Genomic DNA, 20,239 nt, shown 5'->3' on the forward strand with positions numbered 1-20,239 from the left:
AAATTGTGAACAGACCTACTTGTGGGATTTTTGTCTGCGGGGATAGCAATTTGTTAAATGTCTGATATACTCCCTCCATGCTAGTGATTGAGGTTTAAAGCTTTTTACGAAGGGCGATCACCTGTACTGCAAAACCAACTTTGAGTAACAAGCGTATATTAGAGTTTTTGTGCTATCAATAGTTGGCACTTTTCTGCCAAATTATTAAAATAGCGATCACATCTTAAATCTGATTTGTAAAAGAAATTTAAAGAAAACAGAATCTAACTTGACTCAGGTTATGGGCTAAATCAAATTTATTGATTGTTATTGTCGATGAGCCATCTACCGCAATTGAGAATCCATCCCGTAAACCTTACCCAAACGATTTAAGCGATGCTGAATGGGCGATTCTCAAGCCACTTCTACCTAGAGCAAAGGGATTTGGGCACCTGTAGAAGTAGATTTACGAGAAATTCTCAATGCCATTTTCTACGTGCATTAAAATTGAGCGGCATCGATGTCTAACCCTTCGGGAAGCAAGCTACGGAGGCGATTATCGATAGTCAAAGCGTCAAAAGTGCGGCAATGGTGATATTGCGGTGGGGTATGATGCGGGAGAGAAAATCACGAGACGCAAGCGATTTATCATAGTTGATACCTTGGATTTAGTCTTGCGAGTCTTGGTGACAGCAGCCGATGTGGGTGTACGAAAAGGAGAAAACAAGTTCTCAAATGAGTCAAATATTTTAGTATATTTCCATTGAACGAAGAATCACTATTAAGAAACCAATAACTATTCTCTTAAAAAGGCTGATATTGTAATGAGAAATAGAATCCATTATCTTGTAAGGAGTTACCTTTATCTTTAACTTCAAATAAGGGAATACCATAGTCTAAACGCACATCTAAACCACGGAAGACTTGCCATTCCATACCTAAACCTAAACTGGCAATTAAATTAGGGTCAGGGTTATCTCCACGATTATTCCACCCACTACCCATCTCAAAAAATGGAGTGAGTTGTAAATTGGTGGGATTGGAGCTAAGGGGAATGCGAAGTTCGACTACACCTAAGATGCCATTATCTGATACTAATTGGTTTTGACGATAGCCTCGCACAGTATTAACACCCCCAATGCTAAATTTTTCAAGGGATAGGAGGGAATCTGGAGTGAACTGTGCATCAATGCGAGTTAATAATAACGCTCTTTTAGAAACTTGTTGTACCCATTGAAATTGTCCTAACCAAGAGAAAAAACGTCCGTCAGTACCAGTGTTGTTAACTGTAGCGTCAAAAGCATCAATGCCAAAACTAAATTGCGATCGCGCTGCTAAAACTTGTGTAGAACTCCTATGTATCCAATCTTGGTAAAATCTAATGACGCTAACTCTAGATTCACCATTTTCTGCTCCCTCAGAAAAAGAAAACGGAATATCATCTAGTAAAAAAGTTTGGCTGCGGCGTAAATCAAATCCGATACCAATAGCGAGTTCAGTTTGAAGTTTTCTAACCAATGGTTGACGGAAACTAAAGGATAATGTTTCGGAATCACTACGGATACCTAAATCATCAAAATCATCTTCAATAATTTTGCTATTATTGTTGCTATAACGGATATTAAAAGTCCCGTTTCTAGCATTTATTGGTAATTTATAGCTTATATTATAAATATTCAAGCCTTCTGTTAAACCATATTCCAGTCCGAGTTGGTCTCCGAAACCTGTAAAATTATCATGTACGACAAAAACGCTACCTTGAACTGAACCAATGCTGGGGGATTGGTTGTTGGCAATGACGACACCTGTATGAAAAGCTGGTGCTTCTTTTAGTTCAACTCGTAAGATATTCAGTCCAGGACTGCTGCCACTTACTAATTCAGCATTAACACGTTCTATAATTGGATCAATTTGTAATAGCTGTAAAGCATCTTCTATGCGTTTCTGGTTTAATGGCGCATTAGTAGCAATTTTGAGACGACTTCGCACGTAAATTTCTTCTAAGCGTTGTAATCCCTTAATTTCTATAGCTTCTAATTTGCCCTCAACTACTTGAATTTGTACAATACCACTTTCTATAAGTTGATTGTTGAGAATAAACGCACCAGATGTTATGTAACCCTTATTAATATAAAGTTCAGTAATTGCCGTTCTTAAATTTATTAAATCTTCAAAAGAAATTTCTTGTTTTTGTTCGTACTGTTGAACGAGTTGTTTAATTTCGTTTTTGAGAATCGTGTTATCTAAGATTTCAATTTTTTTAATAAGGAATTTTTCACCTGTAGGTGTGTTGTTCTGATTGAATTGTGGTGTTGTAGGAGCCTGTAATGGTGATTGAGTTGGAAATTCTGGAATAGATGGAAGAGATTCTAAAGGTTTCGTTATGGTTTCATCTATACGTTCTTGAGTGTTGGATGGGATAGTGATGCCGTTGGGAGGTGTTGATTGAGCTAAACTTATATCAATAACTCCATAAAAAAATGTTACCCCAACTAAACTACTGGTAAATATTCTAATAATCCACTGAAAAATATAATAATTATAATATTTATTTCTCACACTTGACATCTCTTAATATTTAGTATGTTTCTGTGATATCTAATATTTATAAGGTTGAAAAAATTGTTAAACTATAAACTATTCAGCACATTCACGGCTTAAAATTCTTTTGCCATTTGATAATTGATATACACCTTGCGGTTCAACAATTGGGTCGCCTATTTTCCATCTGGGACGAGGACTATTAGTAGCAGGTGAATTATTTTCACTTGGTATAGGCTGTATAGTACCAGTGGCATAAGATGAGAGTGGAGCATCACCAGGACGTTCAGGTAAGCCACCAGAACCAATTACGAAGAACGTACTACTTTGTTGATTGTTGCGTCTAGCAATGCAACTATTTGCGATTAGAGAATTAGGATCAACAACATTTTTTGGAAGTTGTGTCAAACTATTTTGGAGAAAGCTGATATCAGGTATTCCGGTAATAGTTCCAGAAATTGCTCCACTGGCATTGACATCAACTTGTTGATTAGCATCAATAATATTTAAGGTAGTAGCATCATTTGTGAAGCGATTAGCACGATAAAGGGGAGAACTGAGAAAGGCACGAGTGTTGAATCTAATATCACCACCTCTACCATCACGAGAAAATGAGAGAATGTCACTATCATCAAGAGCGATGATTGAGTTAGCAGTTAAAATGATATTACCACCACCACCTGTGCCACTAAAGACATTAGTGCGAATATCGCTATTACCAAAAAGGCGAATGTTTTCCGCGCTAATATTGATAGCTCCACCAGAAGATATTTCAGAAGAAGTAAATACAAAACTGTCAGTTGCATTAAAATTTTTATTCACAGTTAAATTAATATTGCCTGCCTTTCCTATTCCTTCACTGAAAGCACGAATTTCAACATTATTAGTTAAATTAACTGTATCAGCTTTGATAATCAAATTTCCTCCATCACCTGTGCCTGTTGTTTCAGTGGATAGAGCTGAACCATCACTAGCAATTAATTCTCTTGTTTCTAGAGTCAGAGTTCCTGCCTTTCCTGCTCCAACAGTTTGAGTTGATATTAAATTACGTGTTTGTCTAAAGGGTGATACACCACTTATTACTATTGATTTAGTTGCGCGAATATTAATATTTCCAGAATTGGATTGAGCAATATTGTCTGTATTTACTGATGAGTTAATAAAATCAATGATCGGCTGTGTATTAACATTAAGAAATTCTAGCAGGACTGGATCAGTGACACTGGGATTGTTCTGTAAGAGGTCTATAATACTGAGCGGACTAAAACTGCTATTATTTATTTGTGTGCCATTAAGAATATTTAAGGTGCCAGTTTCAATAGTAATGTTACCTCCTGATGCGCTGCTAAAACTAGCAGAGGTTATTCTACTATTAGACAAATTAATTGAATCAGAACTCCTGAGAGTTAAATTGCCTGGTATTCCTTGACCTAAAAAACTGATTGTTCCAATACCAGAGGCATTTTCGAGGTTCAATATTTTAGTATCAACAAAAAGATTTCCTCCAGAGCCTTGATTAGTTGAATTACCCAGACCAGAAGAGCCAGTAAGTAATCCACTAGTATTGTTCAAATTAACAGAATTAGTGGCTTGTATCAATATATTACCTGCATTACCCTGGCCTCCTGAAGTTGTAGTAAGAATATAACCTAAATCCATATTTAGGTTTTCCGTGTTAATTAAAATATCACCACTATTTCCAAATCTATTTGTGACTGTACGAATTAAAGAAAAGTCAGAAATATTTAAATTTCGGGTATTAATTAGGATATCTCCACCTTTGCCAAAATAACTTGTAAGCGTAGAAATATTAGATGTTTGTTCAATATTTAATTGTGATGCTTGAATTTTGATGCCTCTACTATTCTGATCACCAAAGTTGAATGAGCTAATTGATGATTCACCACTGATATTTATGTTATTACCGAATAAGTTAACTTCGCCTTTAGCTCTAATAGAAGCATTGAGTATTCGAGCTTCTTGCATTAAATAAATATCTGATTTAGCAATAGTTGTTGGGAAGCTTAAATGGAAATTTTCTTCATATATACTGAAACTAACACTGCCATTCTCTGCTAATCCTCCTATATCAATCTTCCCATCAAACGTTGTTAAAATACCTCCATCTAGAATAACGTTACCACCTAAAAGTATTAAGCTTTTACCTGGTAGAGTGAAAATTCCATCATTGGACTGAGGAGAAAAAATATTTGCCGCTCTTGATTTGTTAATAATAGTTGCAGGTTTGATTTGATTAAATAAAAAAGAAGATGGATTAATTGTTAAGAGTTGAGGAACTTGAGGATTAGAAGCACTAAAAAATCCTTTATTATTAAACTGTACTGCATCAGCAGTTGTAGCAACGAAAGAGCCACGAGTATCAAGGCGAGAATTTTGTCCAAAGATAATCCCATTAGGATTAATTAAAAATAAGTTAGCACTAGAAGGCTTAAAGTCACTTTGAAGAATACCTAAAGTCCCTAAAATTTCTGAACGGTTTTTGCCTGTTACCCTTGCGAAAATATTTTGAATGTCAACACTAGGGCTAATAAAGTACGCACTTCTTCCCTCACTAATATTAAACTCTCGAAAGCTGTGGAATAAGTTAGAACCTCTAATTGCTCCTCCTTGAATTAATTCAAGGGGAAGACCGAAAAAGTTTTGTTGCACTATGGAAGTTTCGGTCTTGAGAGTGTCGTCTGTGACAAGGTTGCTACTTTGAGCCAAAACAGATGTTTCAGTTACAATCCCAACTAACCAACTCAATAATCCTACTTGGATAATTTGTTTTATAAGTTTTAGCACTTACGTAGAAATCCTAAATCATATTAAGGATATAAAACAGGGAATAACAAACGTGCAATATCATGCTATCAACCATTTAAACACGACCGATTAGGGAGTAAAGTGCTTGCTCTATAGGGATTAAGCTCTAAGTTGAATTTAAACTATTTGTCATTCCAACAGTAAATATACTAGGTTGCTGATACAATAAGGAACTAACTTTATGAATTCTTTACTGTATTTATACTATGCTGATATCTAAAATGCGAATGTATAAATTTTTTTATGCAAAGTAAAAAATACAAATTCAGGCTTCGGAGGTTACTGTTATTTTTATTCCTATTTACCTTTACGTTCTGCTTGTGGCTAGGTAATGTGCCATTAACTAACAGGCGATTTGAATTTGGAACAGTAGTCAGCGCACAGTCTGGCAATCCAGGTCAATTGGTACAACAAGGGCTGGAGTTTTACCAAGTTGGAGATATAACAGCAGCTATTGCCAACTGGAATCAAGCTTTAAGTATTTACCACCAAAATCACAATGCGGTAACAGAAGTGATTGTGAGAGAAAATCTGGCACGAGCTTATCAAGAAATTGGACAGGGCGAGCAAGCCCTCATTCACTGGGAGCAAGTAACTGTCTACCATCACAAAGTGGGGAATTTGCAGCAGGTGGGGCGATCTTTCACCGAACAGGCACAGGTGTATAGTAGTCTGGGACAACCTACAAAAGCGATCGCCTTACTATGCAATCCTGACAAATACAATCATTGCAGCAGTGATAGTGCTTTACAAATTGCTCAGACTCAAAAAGATTTAATCGGTGAAGCTGCTGCTTTGGGCAGTTTAGGTGATGCCACTAGATTGACAGGATATTATGAGTTAGCAATTAAACACTTAGAAAAAAGTCTAGCGATTGCCAAAAAACTTAATATATCTCCATTGCGCGTCTCAATTTTTAACAGTTTGGGTAATGCTCACAGTAGTCTAGCTCAGGTTAAGTATCGACGAGCAGAATCAGCTACACAAAGGGGGAATGAGCAAGAAGCTAAAAAACTCTTGGATAATGCCAAACAGGAGGATGCGAACGCCTTACGATATCTGGGTAACAGTTTAGAGATAGCCAGCAGTCAAAAAGATGTTGCTGGGCAAGTGCGATCGCTTTTATCAATAATTCCCATATATTACCGTAATAATGCTACTGCTGAGGCGAACAACAGTTTAGAACAAGGAATTAACCTGATAAAAAGTCTGCCAGACAGTCGCCGACGTGTGTATGCAACTATTGACTTTGTACGTCTATTACAACTCGTGGAAGATAATGCTATCTCATGGCGAATCAATTGTATTCAGCCTGAAGCTTATACTCAAGCAACATCACTGCTAGATCAAGCTATTACGACTGCCAGAAATATCGGTGATTTTAGGGCTGAATCTTTTGCTCTGGGAGAATTAGGACATATATATGAGTGTCGCCAAGAATATTCAAAAGCACTTTCAATTACTAATCGAGCCAGATTAGCATCTGAACAAGGTTTGAAAGCACAAGATAGCTTGTATCTGTGGGAGTGGCAAACTGGACGTATTTTGAAAGCTCAGGGAAAATTTGATAGTGCAATTTCTGCTTATGAACAGGCAATTAAAACCCTAGACACAATTCGACGTGATATTTTAACAGCAAATAGAGATATTCAATTTGATTTTCGAGATACCATTGAGCCAATCTACCGCGATTTAGTCGAGTTGAGGTTGAGAAAGGAACAACCAATACAAACAGCCACTAAATCACTTGTTTATAGTGACAATACTCAACCACAACTCTTTACTTTCAAGGAGAAAGAAGAAAGTAAAGAAAATTTAAGTTCTGTCATTAAAACTATCAATTCTTTAAAATTAGCGGAATTGCAAAACTATTTTGGTAACGATTGTATTATTGCCCCATTTCCTACCAGAAATATTGAAGAAGTAGGTAATTCCACAACTGCTTTTATTAATACTATTATCTTGACAGATAAAACTGCGGTAATTTTAACACTTCCGAGTGGTCAGAAGAAGTTGAGTACGATCGCCTTCAAACGCCAAGACTTCATCCATAAAGTTAATAGATTTCGGAGAACATTAGAATCATTTAGAGATATAGAATATGACACCAAACCAGCCCAAGAAATTTATGATTGGTTAATTCGTCCTTTTGAAAAAGACTTTGAAGTGGAAAAAATTAAAACGCTAGTCTTTATTCAAGATGGTATCTTGAGGACTGTACCGATGGCATCTCTGCACGATGGCAAGCAATTTTTAATACAAAAGTATGCCATAGCCTCAATTCCCAGTTTAGATTTGACAGATATCAAACCTTTAAATCGCCAAAATTTGCGGATACTTGCATTAGGACTGACCCACAAAGCTGATGTTGATGGACAGGTATGGGATGCACTTCCAAACGTGACTACAGAAATAGATGGTGTTGTAAGTAAGATTCCTGGTAAAAAATTACTTGACGATGATTTTACAAGTGATCGCCTGAAAGCAGAAATTGATAAACAAGTATATTCAATTATCCATATCGCTACACATGGCGACTTTGGATATGAACCAGAAGATACATTTATTATTACAGGTAAAAACGCCGCCACAGGTAAGAACGAAAAACTTTCCTTTACAGAACTAGACAAATATATTCGCAGTGTTACTCGCAGCAATAAGTTATTAGAACTGTTAGCCTTAACCGCTTGCAAAACATCCGTAGGAGATGAGCGTTCTGCATTAGGATTAGCAGGTGTAGCAATTCAAGCAGGGGCAAAAAGTGCCTTAGCTTCACTGTGGGCAATTCAAGATAATTCCACATCTCAAATTGCTATTAGTTTTTACAGCAAATTATTAAATAATCCTAGTATAAGTAAAGCCGAAGCTTTGCAATCTGCTCAAAAAGAAATGATTGAAGGTAAAACAGCACAAGGAGAGCTATGGAGTCACCCTGCTTATTGGTCGCCTTTAATTTTAATTGGCAATTGGTTATAGGTTTCTCAAATTGTTGGGGATATAGGGAAGAGATTTTACCAATTTTCAAAGGATTTTAATAGCAGGTTCTTGTTTGGGAAGCATGTCTTCTTCTCCTGTGGGGTTATCTTGTCTGCAAAAACTGGAATATCCACAAATCAAATATTTAAAAACATTACAGCAACTATTCGTTACAAAACTTATTTATTAGCTACCTAGCAGCCTATTGATATATGTCTGCTGACTCCCTATTTCAAAACCTTTTCAACAGTTACAACTTGCTGAAGTCGTGAAGCCTGCTGCTCTAAATCTTTCTTGCGAGTAGGTTCTGTAATTTTATTAGTTTCTTCAAGTTCCAACTTACTCAGTTCCAACAATAGGTTTAACGTTGATGCTTTATTGACAGAATTCATAAGTGTCTCAGCTAGTGCATCGTACCATAATCCTTGTTCAGCATATAATTTGGAGCGTTGGGGAATTTCTTTTGTCCGTAAAAGTGCATTTTTGAAGCTAATCGGCATTTCTACAACTTCAACTTCCGCCCTAACGAGTAAATCTTCTGATGGATGGTTAGGGTTGCATAATAAAGCCACTTGCCACAAATATTTATTACCAACCGTTAAACTAATTTTTTTATCAGCTAGAGAAAATTTTATGATTCCTGGAGAACTTTGCGTCTGTGTTTTATAAATTAACTTGACCTTGCCATCAACATATTCGTAAAGGCTAAATTCGATTTCACGACCTTGAGCATTTGGTGCAAACCAAGCAAATGTTGGTTGTAGAGAAGCTGTTTGTCCAACATGAGAAAAAGGAGCTAAGGCAGTTAAGCTGATGTTTGGACTTCCACTACATTCGTTAGTCCTACTGCTATTAGAACCAGTAGCAGTTTTCGGACGAGAGGGTCTTTCAGGTGGTTTGTAGGTGGCTATTGCCGTATTGGCTGTTAGTATTAAAGATAGTACGAGGCTGCAACTAAGTAGTAGTTTGCTATTTATGTACTGTTGTGGCATACAAAAATTCTTACCTATAAATGGTATTGGGCGATTGCAGGCTGTAACGTTGAGTTTTAATCAATATAAATACCATTACCGTATTTATTGCTTTTTTGCTATTCATTTCAAGAATTTGGCAGTTTTCTGCCAAATTTGATTCAAGATTAGTTTTAGTATGATTTTTTCACTATAAGGACAGTGTAAAATACTCTAATGGTATTTAAAAATTTGACCGCTAATATTTTTGTAAAAATTAATTCTTGAAAAAAAGAATGCTTCTTATTATCAATTTAGTATTTATTAGTTTTTTTGTAATGATGTTTTGCTTATTACTATCTTATAAACAAACCCAAGAAGCCTTAATATGGTGGAATAATAAACAATGTATGAGAATGTATCAAGAAGCAGAGGCGATTCAAAATGGTTTACTACAAGAATCATTTGTCATTCGACGGAACTTAGAACTTTCTTTAGTCAATCCTGCACTTTCTCAACAGCAACAAGAGCAATATTATTTGGCAACTATTGAAAAGTTTCATCATTCACTTAAGCAATTAAATAGCTACTTATCTCCTGCATATATTGGAGACACTTTACCTCTAGCTATTAAGTATATGCTTCTGGGATGGGAATCACACATTCCTGAATTAAGCTTACAAATAGACCTGCAAAATGACTGGTACCAGGAATCTTTTTCTACTAGCCGCGTAATTTTAATGATTTTAGATGAACTATTACAAACCATCAAATTAAATGTAACAATGCCATTATCTATATTCATTAGTTTAAAACAACGAGGTAAGTATAGTGAACTTATATTACAGTTAAGTTATTTAGCTGCATCACAACAGATCCATGTATCAATTTTGCCTAATCCTATTTATCTTTGTCATGTATTTAATTTATTAGCAAAAGGAAAGAGTCGTTACCAATATAGTAATAGTACAGAAAGATGGAAATTTCTATGGAAACCATCACAAACATCTATAGCTAAATGAGTAATTTTTATTTTATTAAATTATAAAAGGGAAATATAAATATTTTATATAAAAGTAAATTTTGTGTATAAAAAAATATATTGTATAAATTGAGAATTTTAACTACACAGTGATATACACCTATTAATCAATGACAAAACAACAGAGGCAGAAAATTTTGGTAGTTGATGATCATGAAGCTGTTTTATATGCGACTACCAATGTATTAAAATCACATTACCCAGAAGCAGAAATCTTCCAGGCACAAAATATCAAGTCAGCAATTGAGCTATCAAAGAATATTAAAGTTGATTTGATTATAGTTGATTTAGCTATGCCAAAAAATATAGGGGAAACTGCTCAAACTGATAATGGTGTTCAACTACTTAAAACATTAATGTGGCAATATTCTACTCTCAACATTGTAGTGCAAACTGCCTCTCCTCGTGCTTTAGTAAGGCTAAAAGCTGCAATTAGTAATCATGAAGGTGGTTTTACCGTAGCCGATAAAAGCTTACCCATGAGTGAAATGTTAACCAAAGTTGATTGGGCATTTAAGGGTGTTAACTGTACTCCTCAAGAGATGCGTTCTGGTTTAGAGTTAAAACCAGAATGGCTGGAAGTTATACAACTAGCTTTTAAAGAGAGTTTGAAAGATGTAGCTATCGCCAAGCGAATGAATATTGCTGAACGCACATTAAGGCATTATTGGACAAAAATATATGACGCATTGAGCGTTTATCCAGGTGAAGATAAAAATTTACGAATCCAAACAGAAATTCGAGCAAGAGAAGAAGGCTTAATTGATTAACTAACACTTATTTTGCCTAAAAAAACTAAATTTTAAAGTTAATCTTTATCATTTTATTTAAGTTTTAAATGTTTATATCTGACATATTAGCTATAGGATTATGATTTAAAATTTTACATTATTTACATTAACTATATGAAAAGTAAGATTTGGGAAAAAATAAAATTTAAAAATAACAGTTGGCATATAGGTATAATGCCAGGACTGATTGCAATTATATTTATAACTACTCTACGGTTATCTGGCACATTACAGTTTTTGGAATTAGCCCTATTTGATAAACTTCTACGTCTGCGTCCACAAGAGCCAATTGATGAAAGAATATTGATTATAGGTATTAATGAAAGTGATATTAGGTCAGTCAAAGCATACCCTATACCTGACCAAAGCATTGCTGCATTATTACAAAAAATAAATACCTATCAACCTGCTGTAATTGGCTTAGATATTATTAGAGACTTACCACAAGAACCTGGACATACAGAGCTTATTAAAACGTTTAAAGAAACTAAAAACTTAATTGCTGTTGAGAAACTATTAGGAGATATTAGTGGTTTTACTTTTAACCCGCCACCAGACTTACCGGGTGAGCAAATAGGATTTACAGATGCTTTGATTGATACAGATGGCAAGCAACGCCGGAGTTTATTAGCTGCATCTAATTCAAAAGGAGACTGGAAATTTTCTTTTTCACTGAAATTAGCACAAGTATATCTAAAAACTAAAAATATTGATATAGAGAATGTGAATGGTGATGCTTACGGGATAAGATTTAACTCAACTATTTTCCCACGTTTTCATTCAAATTCAGGTGGATACATACAAGCAGATGATGCGGGTAGTCAAATACTAATTAATTTTCGCAGCCGATACCAACCTTTTCGTGCAGTGTCCTTGACTGACATTCAAAACAGTAATGTTAATCCTGATTGGATTCGTGGGAAAATTGTTCTAATTGGTATGACTAACCCTAGTGCTAAAGATTATAGAATTTTATCTGCAATAAAAAGCAAAAATTCCGGAATAATTTATGGAGTTGAAGTTCAAGCCCATGAGATTAGTCAATTAATAAGTGCTGTATTGGATCAGCGACCACTAATTAAGGTATGGGCAGATTTGTGGGAATATTTATGGATTATTATTTGGGGAATTTTAGGGCTAAGTTTGTGCTTGTGCATTCGCAATCCATTAATTATTTTCATCTACATAGGTATTGCTAGTATTTTTTTGTTTACTATATGTTATGGGTTAATTAATATAGGCTTATGGATTCCTCTTTTCCCATGTTTCTTAAGTTTACTATTTAATAGTATAGGTTTAGCAGCCTTCTATAGATATGAAGAGGCATTATGCTATCGCATTCAAGATCGACAATTAGTTATTGAGCAAACTTTTGATGCGATTCATAGTTATCCATTACAAACTCTTAGTTTAATATTAAGAGAAGTTCAAAGCCGAGAAAATTTATCACCTCAAGAGTTCACATTAAAACTTAAACAACTTAATAAAGAATTACGCGATGTTTATGATTTAGTTAAAAGAGAGTCTATAAGTGAGTTAAATAACTTATATTTTAGCCAAAATCAAAGACTAGATTTATCTCAACCGCTTTATGATGTTCTTTTTGAAGTTTATTTTAATTTCACAGAAAATAATTCTTCATATTTTAACAAAATTCATCCTAAAGTAATTAAATTTGAGCCGATGAATGACAGTAATTTGACCATAGAGCAAAAGCGAAGTCTCTGCCGTTTTTTGGAAGAAGCATTACGTAATGTTGAGAAGTATGCACATGGAACTACTCGTCTTGATGTAATTTGCACTCAAGAGGATGGTAAAAATGTTATCCGGGTAGCAGACAACGGGTTAAAATTTGAGAGGATGGCTGACCTATCTTCATATTCAGGATTTGGAACAAAGTTAGCTAAAAATTTAGCTAAACAGTTAGAAGGTGAATTCAAGCGATACCCTAATTCTCCCAAAGGGATAGTTTGTCAGCTTACTTGGTCTGCAAAAAAGCGGTGGTTTTGGCTGTTTTAATCTATTTAGTTATGGTTTCGCAAGTTACACGATTTCTGAGAAAAGAAAACCAGCGAATATATTGCCTCCAGAGACGAATAATGTTGCTCTTAAGGTTAGAAAAAGCACTCGTTTGTAAACTATTATACGTTGGAGCTATGACGTGTAATCTCTACCATTAAAAAATTTTTTCTCTACCTTTAAAAACTGAAAAGACCAAATCAACCGATTATTTTCCGCCAGTGAACTGTCCATTTCTGGCGGCTATAAAAGGACACTTTCTACTTAGTCAGCAACGCTCACGGGAATAGAGGGAAAATTACTAATACAAGTATACTACCGAGAAGTCTATGAGCGAAAACAGCAGCACCTACAACCACAATGGCAAGCCCCCCAGTCCCACAAGCGAATCGCTACAGTTGGCTCATCGATTTGTAAAGGCGATCGCTGAATACAACTGGACAGTTGACTATGTAAAGTTCTGTGAATTACTGGAGCTTGAGCCAGGGGATTTTGCAGATGAGCAATACCGATATTTTCAGCAGTTAGCGGAGGCACTCACTCGATTTGATGCGGAGTCTCTAGCAAAGATGATTGATGCGGGGGAAGCGAAGGTGGACGGGTGAGTGCGATCTGCTTGGCGAATACATATATACCCGGATTTCTCACCACACCTTTCAAAGCCTGTGCAGGGGAGCAGGGGGGAATGAAGGTACTCTCCTCCCAGCCCCTCTGCTTCTTATCTCTCCCTTTACAATAAAAAGTTAATAAAAACAATAGACGGAAGTACTAATTATTTTCACACATTCAGAGATTCCGGTGGGATTTTCTGTGTGTCATATTTATGACGCTACTAGAAAAAAAGAAGATGGTGAAAATTTGGACATTCTGGGAATTTGAGCATTCATCAAAAAATATTATTCGAGTAATAGATGCCCCCCAGGGTTTAGAGCTATTTGCAGAAGATGTATTTCAAATTATTGCTCCAGAACTTAATAACGAAAAAATTATAGTGATGGGCATCAAGATGAATCAAAGATGTACATCTGTAGAGGGAAAAATAGTAGCCGTTAATACACTGGATGCTTTAGCTATTCATGCTTTATCAGGTGTGGTAAAAGCAGACGTTATTAGACAATTAATGCAATGGGTGAGAAGCAATATTTTGCCTGTTTTTAAAAGAGAAAGTCCGCAATCAGAGTATTTTTATTACTCGGTTCAAAAAATTGATTTTCAACAAAAAACCTCATTATTAAGCTATTTATTCCTCAAAGGGATTCCGGCAGAAGAAAAAGTAATTGATTTTTACATGGATATACTTTATAAAAAAATTGCTTTATCAGAATGTAACAATAGGGATTATCAGGCTCAGGCAACTTATTTTGAAATAGTTCAACAAATAATTCGACCTTTTGTCATCCCCGTCTCAAGTAATTATAAAGATTTTTATGACAGATTAGTTTTACGTTCTGCCAATTTGTTGAATGCTCAAGAGCTTGATTTGCATGTATTTAATGCCTTGAAAAAACAACAAGATATTGAAATCCTAAATATCATGAACCAAGCATTGATTATCCAAGCGGTAGAATCTACTGCTAATAAATTTATTCCTGATGTGAAGAAATTTTATTTACAAATTCTGGAGCATTTTTCAGAAGAGATGAATGCAGGCTGTCAATGATTAAAAGAAAGAAAAAAGGAAGAACTGGAATGACTGATGCAACAGAAGCAATCAACACCAATACTGAAAACACTCAAAATACTACTGAAACCTATTCTCGGAGACTAATTATCACAACTGGAGACAAAGGTGGAGTTGGCAAATCTACGTTCACGCGAGGTTTACTGCAAACCTATTTAGATGTAGGCAAATCTTTCGTGGGATTTGATGCAGATATTTCTAATTCGCAACTGTCCAGATACTATGGAAAACATTGCACAATAGAAAAACTGGATATATTTAAAGAGGGGGGTATAGACGCTTTCTTTATTCAAATAAACAAAATGATTAATGAAAAAAAACCTGAAGATGGAACTAAGCAGGAAGAAGAATTGTTTCTATTGGAATTACCACCACAATCAGGAAAAATATTCCAGAATTTTGTTGAAGATATGACTTTTTTGGAAACAGCCTTGTTGGATTATAAAATTCGTGTAACGATAGTGGTAGTACTATCTAGGATAATTGATTCCATTAATCAATTTGTACATCTGCATAGTTTTTGTAGAGACATGGCGGATTATGTAATAGTAAAAAATTTATATTTTGGAGAAGAAAAGGAGTTCACTTTATACGATGGCTCCGAAAAAGTAAAAGCCATTAAACAAAGTATTTCTAACACTAAAACTCCGTTAATTGAAATTTGTATGCCTAAGTTAATAGCACATGCCTATGAATATTTAGATGCAAAAAACATGACTTTTAAGGCAGGAATGGAACAAATGGAAAATCCGGCTGTAAAAGGAAGAGTTAAGGGGTGGCTAAGAAACTTTAAACAAGAAATTGAACCAGCGAAAGGAATTTTGGGTTTGGATGGTTTGAAAATTGACTCCTAATAAAAGAATAATTATGACTGTAGGCGATTCGCGTGTGGGAAAGTCTACAGTTTCTAAACTGCTAATCGACCTACTTCTTCAACAAGAAAAAAAGGTCAAAGTTTACGATCATGATAACCGTCAAAGATTGAAAGCTTATGAAGAGGTGGCAATAATCGAAAAGCTTGATTTTTTTGAGGATGAAACAGACAAGTTTTTAATGACTTTAAACAAAAGAGAATTTGATGTCCTTTTAATTGATATGCCCGGACAGTACATCAATAAAATCTGCCAGTACATCAATCAGGTGGAATTATTTAGTCTCTTGGCTGACTATAAGTGGAAATTGACCTTTCTCCAACCAATATCACATAGATTGGACTGTCTTGATTATTTGAAAACTCTGCTGGAGCTTGCTGCCTTTAATGCTAATTATGTAGTAGTCAAGAATCAGCATTTTGGTACTCGTTTTACAGAGTATCAGTCAATCCAGCATAAATTAGCACTAGTCGGTGGTGTTGATGTTGAGCTAACTGGGTTGCATAGAGAAATGTATGAAGTCTTAGAAAGAAGGGGTAAACCTTATTCAATGGCCTCTAATGATATGTCTATTTATCTGATTTATCGGCAATATATTCACCAATGGATTAAAAAATTTTCCACCTCAATATTTAGCAAAAACATAGCGATTCAATATTTAGGCTTGGAGGCTAAATAAATGCAAGTAGGCGAAATATTACAGGGATATTCAGAAGCCGAGCAAAAACGCATATCTCAGATGTGCCAAGAGATGGGCATTTCAAGGGATGACCCCATGTTTCAGCTAATGGCAACATTGGGAAGATATGAGGAGACAATCATTGACCACCAAGCCCGAACCGAGGCAATGGTCGAAGCTTGGGCAACTCTCATAGACTCTAAGTTAGAGGACACAAGTAAAGCAGCCCAGTCAATGCACTATACCGTTATCTCCAGTGCGGTGCGCGATGTATTGAAAAATATGCAAAATCCCCTATCTTTGCCAGAAAATAATGGAAAGATAGGGGTTTGGTTGTGGGCAGTAATTGGCGGTGTATTGGCAGCCGGTGGCTTGCTTGGTTCTTTGACAACATGGAATGTTGTTTCAAACTTGAGTGGTAATCAAACAATAGTAGTATCTCAAAATGACTTAAAAGTATTGCAGTGGGCAAAAACGAAGGAGGGTCAACAGATGTATCAGACATTGTTGCAGAATCAAGCAGCGATCGCCGCCTGCCAACAACGAAAAGAATTGCAAGGTTATTGTCTGATTCGGGTTAGAAGTAATCAAAAATAAAATCTTGGCTGTTTTAATTGCGAATTGTAGAATCATCCAACCCTTAAATCTTCTGACTCTAAATAACCAAGTTCTTTACCTTTAATAATGGCTTGGGTTCGATCTCTTACGCCTAGCTTTGAAAATAAATTGCTGGCATGTGATTTTACCGTACTCACGGAGATATACAGTTTTTTTCCGATTTCATCATTAGAAAAGCCACGACCTATTAACTTGAGAATTTCTAGTTCTGTTTTGGTTGGAGTCTCGCGCCATTTTTTTCCTTTAATCCTGTTGTTATTGTTCTGCCAATTTACTAAGAATCGTCTAGCGATTTCTGGGTCGATAAAAGGATTACCGTTATATGTACAGGTGATGGCTTGCTTGATTAATCCTACGTCTGTCTTTTTTAAAATATATGAGTCCGCCCCATTTTGAAGGGCAGCGTTAATTACATCTTGCCCAGAATAGTAAGTCAAAGCAATTATTTTACTTTGACTTGTTTGTTTAAGACTGTAAATGACATCTAACCCAGACATGTCAGGCAAGCCGATATCAACTAGAACTATATCTGGATGCAGATCGGCAACTACCTTTATCCCTTCATTTCCGTTAGAAGCTTCTCCGCAAATCTCTAGTCCTGGCTCCTGAGATAAAGCCGATTTGATTCCTAATCTAGTTAGGCTTTCGTCTTCAATAATTACTATTCTGATCATCTTAATGTCTTGATTAAAATCTTTCTAGTATTTATAACATAAAGTTTTTATTAATATATATTCTTTTCCTGGATTAAAACAATTAAATCTAATCAACAGCGTCAGTTTAAATAATTTGACTGGATTTGTTGTAAAATAATTTAAATATGTTTTGTCAAGGAGAAAATTTAATGTCTAGCTTGACTGACAATGTAAATTTATCTGCTTTCGTCCACGATGTTCTTAATGGACTAGGTAGCACATCTTTGATTTTGAATCAACTGATCAATGGCGTACATGGGCTTTCTCAGGAAGAGGTAAAATCTTTGTTATCAGCTGTTTTACAAACAAACAATAGAATTGTTAATTTAGTTGAAGCGCAAAAAGTCAACCCAACAAACTTTGTGAGTCGGATTGATATGTTATTTTTTTTACAAAACTTATATTTAGAATTTTCTCCACTAGCCCAAGCACGATCTCTGGGACTGCATTATGTAACCATGCAAAAATACAAACACGGAACAACAGTAGTAGGAGATACTACAGGCTTAGAAAGAATGCTTTCTAATCTTTTGCAGAATGCAATTAATTATACTGAGTCTGGAGATATATTCTTGCGCCTTGCTAATCAAGATAATAATTTAGTGATCGAGATTGAGGATACTGGTATTGGGATTGCTCCAGAAAATCTAGAGAATATGTTTCGCCCTCTGTGGAGATCGCTTGATAGTCAAGGGTCAGGCTTGGGGTTGTATGTTGTCAAGTCTGTAGCGATCGCCCATGATCTGAAGCTCACTGTTAGCTCAAAACCAGGTAGAGGGACGAAGTTTACAGTAGTATTTCCCTATAAAAAAGAGAGCCACTACGGACTCTCTTGTAACAGTGGGGGTTGGGAGAATGCGATATCTGCTTGAGCCTAAGTTTCTGGATCGGATCGAAGCTGCAATTGAATTTTTGATCATGATCGCTCTAATCATCGCCGCCATCATCAAATTTAATACAGACTTAGTGGAAGCTGCATTTTATGTGGCGATGGCAGCGATCATAGCTCCCTTCTCAGGAGTAAACAAGGCAATAAGACGGTATTTAATGCTGGGGGGATTTTTTCTGGGATTATTCGCTGGTTATTTTAGTAGTTAGCTAGGCTTTGTTTTCTTCCATTCGTCGTAAGAAGGACAGTCAATCCCAGGGAGCAATCCGTAGTCAGTGTAAGGTCTTAAAAGCGCAACATTGCCAGCTTGCTCTCGAATCTTGCTTTCCTTTTCTTCCTTGGAGAGTTTTTCGACTCTGATGTTGCTGGAGGTAACGGGGTTGTTTGGTTTAACAGAAAATTCTCGAACTAGATACAATTGCTCGTTTTTGGGTGTCCCTGATGTTAGACATCCTCTTGATTTAATAAACACACTAAAATCAATCCAACTCCGACTGTGAAGTATTGGATTGGGGACTTCCTCTACACGAACATCTCCCACAGTCCCCCACATATAAAGCGGCTCATTGTATCCTTCGAGGGTAGGATATCTCGCTTCATCGCATCCATTATTAATACTTCTTTTTAGATTAACCTTTCCATCCCCACAAACCTTCCAGAACACTCTGTATAAATCGGGAGTGCTATCGACAAGAGATTTGATCTGTTTTTCTTCTTCGGCTTTTGCCGCCTCAAGTTGTTTCTGTCGGGCGGCTGCTGCTTTTTCTTCTGGTGACTGACATGCAGACAAGAACATCGTGGAAAGCATAATAGTTGTCATCAACAAATATTTTGTTCTCATAGGAAACCTCTTAGCAATCAATTGTTAATTAAACCTAAAATTTTCAGAGTAATTTATCATGTTTTTAACCATCAAGTTCAATGTCTTTGTTGTGATCCTTGGCTGGAGAATGATTTCGTTGAACCTGCCGATCAAACGCAATGAGTCTATTTTTTTCTTCTAACGAAAGCTTATCTAGGGTAACGTTAAACTCATTGCCATCATCTTTGTGAGCAGAAAAGGCTAGTCCTTGTTTTCCTTGCTTCCTGATGATATTGATGCGCTGCATCCCTTCTTGAGCTAACAACTGTAGTCTGTATATGATCCCGTCATACACTCGTCCTTGTTCAGTGTCCTTACCTTTTGTAATGACGGTATTTATGGCAGCAGAAATCAGCGATGTTTTAACTGTTTCTGTTTCTGCTGTTTGTATTTTAGGAGGCTCTTGAGGCTGTTGTTTCACCGTTGATTTGTATTGTTTTCGTCCTGCATTCAGAAATCTTTGGACATAACTTTGCTTTCTAATCTCAATTAATTTATCAACTCTGTTTGAGGTATTTGACTCTGCTACATTGGACTGTTGAGTTACACCAAACTTTTGAAGATAGTCTTGGTAATATTTGTTTTTAAGATTTTGTTTGTATGCTTCGGTCTGTTGGGATTTTTGAGTGAGAGTTGTCCTAAGTTCATCCTGTATTTGTAAGCGATCTCGCTGGTGTTGGGGTTCATTAACCAGTGATGGTGTTGGCGGATTACTTTCCATAATCAGCCCCAGTCTGTAAGCCATTATGTTATTAGAGAATCCACTGTCACGATTGACAGTACTGATGGTTTCAATAACTGTGGTTTTGTTTTCCATTG

At 35.9% G+C, this 20,239-nt stretch carries 17 protein-coding genes and 1 pseudogene; 12 read left to right on the forward strand and 6 right to left on the reverse strand.

Features of this window, described 5'->3' with window-relative positions; all coding sequences use genetic code 11:
* Nucleotides 1-315: 315 nt before the first annotated feature.
* Nucleotides 316-698, forward strand: a pseudogene (locus tag H6G77_RS36670) (transposase); the annotation flags it as partial.
* A gap of 85 nt (nucleotides 699-783) precedes the next feature.
* Here the strand turns inward: H6G77_RS36670 and H6G77_RS27460 are convergent.
* Complete coding sequence (locus tag H6G77_RS27460; protein WP_190873241.1) at nucleotides 784-2,547, reverse strand: ShlB/FhaC/HecB family hemolysin secretion/activation protein; 1,764 nt, start codon at nucleotides 2,545-2,547, stop codon at nucleotides 784-786.
* 69 nt (nucleotides 2,548-2,616) lie between these two features.
* On the reverse strand, nucleotides 2,617-5,325 hold the full coding sequence (locus tag H6G77_RS27465; RefSeq protein ID WP_190873242.1) for a filamentous hemagglutinin N-terminal domain-containing protein: 2,709 nt from the start codon (nucleotides 5,323-5,325) through the stop codon (nucleotides 2,617-2,619).
* Between the two features lie 354 nt (nucleotides 5,326-5,679).
* On the opposite strand from H6G77_RS27465, the gene H6G77_RS27470 reads away from it, so the two are divergent.
* Complete coding sequence (locus tag H6G77_RS27470) at nucleotides 5,680-8,322, forward strand: CHAT domain-containing protein (RefSeq protein ID WP_313954528.1); 2,643 nt, start codon at nucleotides 5,680-5,682, stop codon at nucleotides 8,320-8,322.
* A 227-nt stretch (nucleotides 8,323-8,549) separates the two neighbouring features.
* On the opposite strand, the gene H6G77_RS27475 is transcribed toward H6G77_RS27470, so the two are convergent.
* Nucleotides 8,550-9,314 (reverse strand): DUF928 domain-containing protein, encoded by a 765-nt coding sequence (locus H6G77_RS27475; protein WP_190873244.1) that lies wholly within the window; start codon nucleotides 9,312-9,314, stop codon nucleotides 8,550-8,552.
* Between the two features lie 254 nt (nucleotides 9,315-9,568).
* Between H6G77_RS27475 and H6G77_RS27480 the strand changes: the two genes are divergently transcribed.
* The 8 genes from H6G77_RS27480 (at nucleotide 9,569) to H6G77_RS27515 (ending at nucleotide 16,953) form a co-directional block, all read left to right on the forward strand.
* Complete coding sequence (locus H6G77_RS27480) at nucleotides 9,569-10,294, forward strand: hypothetical protein (RefSeq protein ID WP_190873245.1); 726 nt, start codon at nucleotides 9,569-9,571, stop codon at nucleotides 10,292-10,294.
* A 130-nt stretch (nucleotides 10,295-10,424) separates the two neighbouring features.
* Nucleotides 10,425-11,084, forward strand: coding sequence for a response regulator transcription factor (locus tag H6G77_RS27485; protein WP_190873246.1), 660 nt, complete (start codon nucleotides 10,425-10,427; stop codon nucleotides 11,082-11,084).
* A 135-nt stretch (nucleotides 11,085-11,219) separates the two neighbouring features.
* Nucleotides 11,220-13,124 (forward strand): CHASE2 domain-containing protein, encoded by a 1,905-nt coding sequence (locus tag H6G77_RS27490; protein WP_190873247.1) that lies wholly within the window; start codon nucleotides 11,220-11,222, stop codon nucleotides 13,122-13,124.
* 329 nt (nucleotides 13,125-13,453) lie between these two features.
* Complete coding sequence (locus H6G77_RS27495) at nucleotides 13,454-13,729, forward strand: hypothetical protein (protein ID WP_190594303.1); 276 nt, start codon at nucleotides 13,454-13,456, stop codon at nucleotides 13,727-13,729.
* Between the two features lie 218 nt (nucleotides 13,730-13,947).
* Entirely contained in the window at nucleotides 13,948-14,784 is an 837-nt protein-coding gene (locus H6G77_RS27500; protein WP_190594302.1) for a hypothetical protein, read from the forward strand.
* 29 nt (nucleotides 14,785-14,813) lie between these two features.
* Nucleotides 14,814-15,659: a hypothetical protein gene (locus H6G77_RS27505; RefSeq protein WP_190678085.1), complete on the forward strand. Its 846-nt coding sequence runs from the start codon at nucleotides 14,814-14,816 to the stop codon at nucleotides 15,657-15,659.
* 13 nt (nucleotides 15,660-15,672) lie between these two features.
* Complete coding sequence (locus H6G77_RS27510; protein ID WP_199331664.1) at nucleotides 15,673-16,356, forward strand: ATP/GTP-binding protein; 684 nt, start codon at nucleotides 15,673-15,675, stop codon at nucleotides 16,354-16,356.
* Entirely contained in the window at nucleotides 16,357-16,953 is a 597-nt protein-coding gene (locus tag H6G77_RS27515; RefSeq protein WP_190594300.1) for a DUF6753 family protein, read from the forward strand. It abuts the gene before it with no gap.
* A gap of 32 nt (nucleotides 16,954-16,985) precedes the next feature.
* Here the strand turns inward: H6G77_RS27515 and H6G77_RS27520 are convergent, their stop codons facing one another.
* Complete coding sequence (locus H6G77_RS27520) at nucleotides 16,986-17,648, reverse strand: response regulator (protein WP_190594299.1); 663 nt, start codon at nucleotides 17,646-17,648, stop codon at nucleotides 16,986-16,988.
* A 170-nt stretch (nucleotides 17,649-17,818) separates the two neighbouring features.
* Here H6G77_RS27520 and H6G77_RS27525 point away from each other — a divergent pair, with 170 nt between their 5' ends.
* Together H6G77_RS27525 and H6G77_RS27530 are read left to right on the forward strand one after the other, a co-directional pair.
* A complete protein-coding gene (locus H6G77_RS27525) occupies nucleotides 17,819-18,541 on the forward strand; it encodes a HAMP domain-containing sensor histidine kinase (RefSeq protein WP_190594298.1) in 723 nt (240 codons plus the stop codon).
* Between the two features lie 46 nt (nucleotides 18,542-18,587).
* On the forward strand, nucleotides 18,588-18,767 hold the full coding sequence (locus H6G77_RS27530) for a hypothetical protein (protein ID WP_242049319.1): 180 nt from the start codon (nucleotides 18,588-18,590) through the stop codon (nucleotides 18,765-18,767).
* On the opposite strand, the gene H6G77_RS27535 is transcribed toward H6G77_RS27530, so the two are convergent.
* Complete coding sequence (locus H6G77_RS27535) at nucleotides 18,764-19,399, reverse strand: hypothetical protein (protein ID WP_190594296.1); 636 nt, start codon at nucleotides 19,397-19,399, stop codon at nucleotides 18,764-18,766. The two genes, H6G77_RS27530 and H6G77_RS27535, sit on opposite strands and share 4 nt — an antisense overlap.
* 64 nt (nucleotides 19,400-19,463) lie before the next feature.
* On the reverse strand, nucleotides 19,464-20,237 hold the full coding sequence (locus H6G77_RS27540; protein WP_190594295.1) for a hypothetical protein: 774 nt from the start codon (nucleotides 20,235-20,237) through the stop codon (nucleotides 19,464-19,466).
* Nucleotides 20,238-20,239 lie beyond the last annotated feature (2 nt).

This window comes from Aulosira sp. FACHB-615 (genome assembly GCF_014698045.1).
GTDB lineage: Bacteria > Cyanobacteriota > Cyanobacteriia > Cyanobacteriales > Nostocaceae > Nostoc_B.

Coding starts and splice junctions, on each gene's coding strand:
- H6G77_RS27460 (WP_190873241.1), bottom strand. CDS start 2,547: ATGTCAAGTGTGAGAAATAAATATTATAATTATTATATTTTTCAGTGG.
- H6G77_RS27475 (WP_190873244.1), bottom strand. CDS start 9,314: ATGCCACAACAGTACATAAATAGCAAACTACTACTTAGTTGCAGCCTC.
- H6G77_RS27480 (WP_190873245.1), top strand. CDS start 9,569: ATGCTTCTTATTATCAATTTAGTATTTATTAGTTTTTTTGTAATGATG.
- H6G77_RS27485 (WP_190873246.1), top strand. CDS start 10,425: ATGACAAAACAACAGAGGCAGAAAATTTTGGTAGTTGATGATCATGAA.
- H6G77_RS27490 (WP_190873247.1), top strand. CDS start 11,220: ATGAAAAGTAAGATTTGGGAAAAAATAAAATTTAAAAATAACAGTTGG.
- H6G77_RS27495 (WP_190594303.1), top strand. CDS start 13,454: ATGAGCGAAAACAGCAGCACCTACAACCACAATGGCAAGCCCCCCAGT.
- H6G77_RS27500 (WP_190594302.1), top strand. CDS start 13,948: ATGACGCTACTAGAAAAAAAGAAGATGGTGAAAATTTGGACATTCTGG.
- H6G77_RS27505 (WP_190678085.1), top strand. CDS start 14,814: ATGACTGATGCAACAGAAGCAATCAACACCAATACTGAAAACACTCAA.
- H6G77_RS27510 (WP_199331664.1), top strand. CDS start 15,673: ATGACTGTAGGCGATTCGCGTGTGGGAAAGTCTACAGTTTCTAAACTG.
- H6G77_RS27515 (WP_190594300.1), top strand. CDS start 16,357: ATGCAAGTAGGCGAAATATTACAGGGATATTCAGAAGCCGAGCAAAAA.
- H6G77_RS27520 (WP_190594299.1), bottom strand. CDS start 17,648: ATGATCAGAATAGTAATTATTGAAGACGAAAGCCTAACTAGATTAGGA.
- H6G77_RS27525 (WP_190594298.1), top strand. CDS start 17,819: ATGTCTAGCTTGACTGACAATGTAAATTTATCTGCTTTCGTCCACGAT.
- H6G77_RS27530 (WP_242049319.1), top strand. CDS start 18,588: ATGATCGCTCTAATCATCGCCGCCATCATCAAATTTAATACAGACTTA.
- H6G77_RS27535 (WP_190594296.1), bottom strand. CDS start 19,399: ATGAGAACAAAATATTTGTTGATGACAACTATTATGCTTTCCACGATG.
- H6G77_RS27540 (WP_190594295.1), bottom strand. CDS start 20,237: ATGGAAAACAAAACCACAGTTATTGAAACCATCAGTACTGTCAATCGT.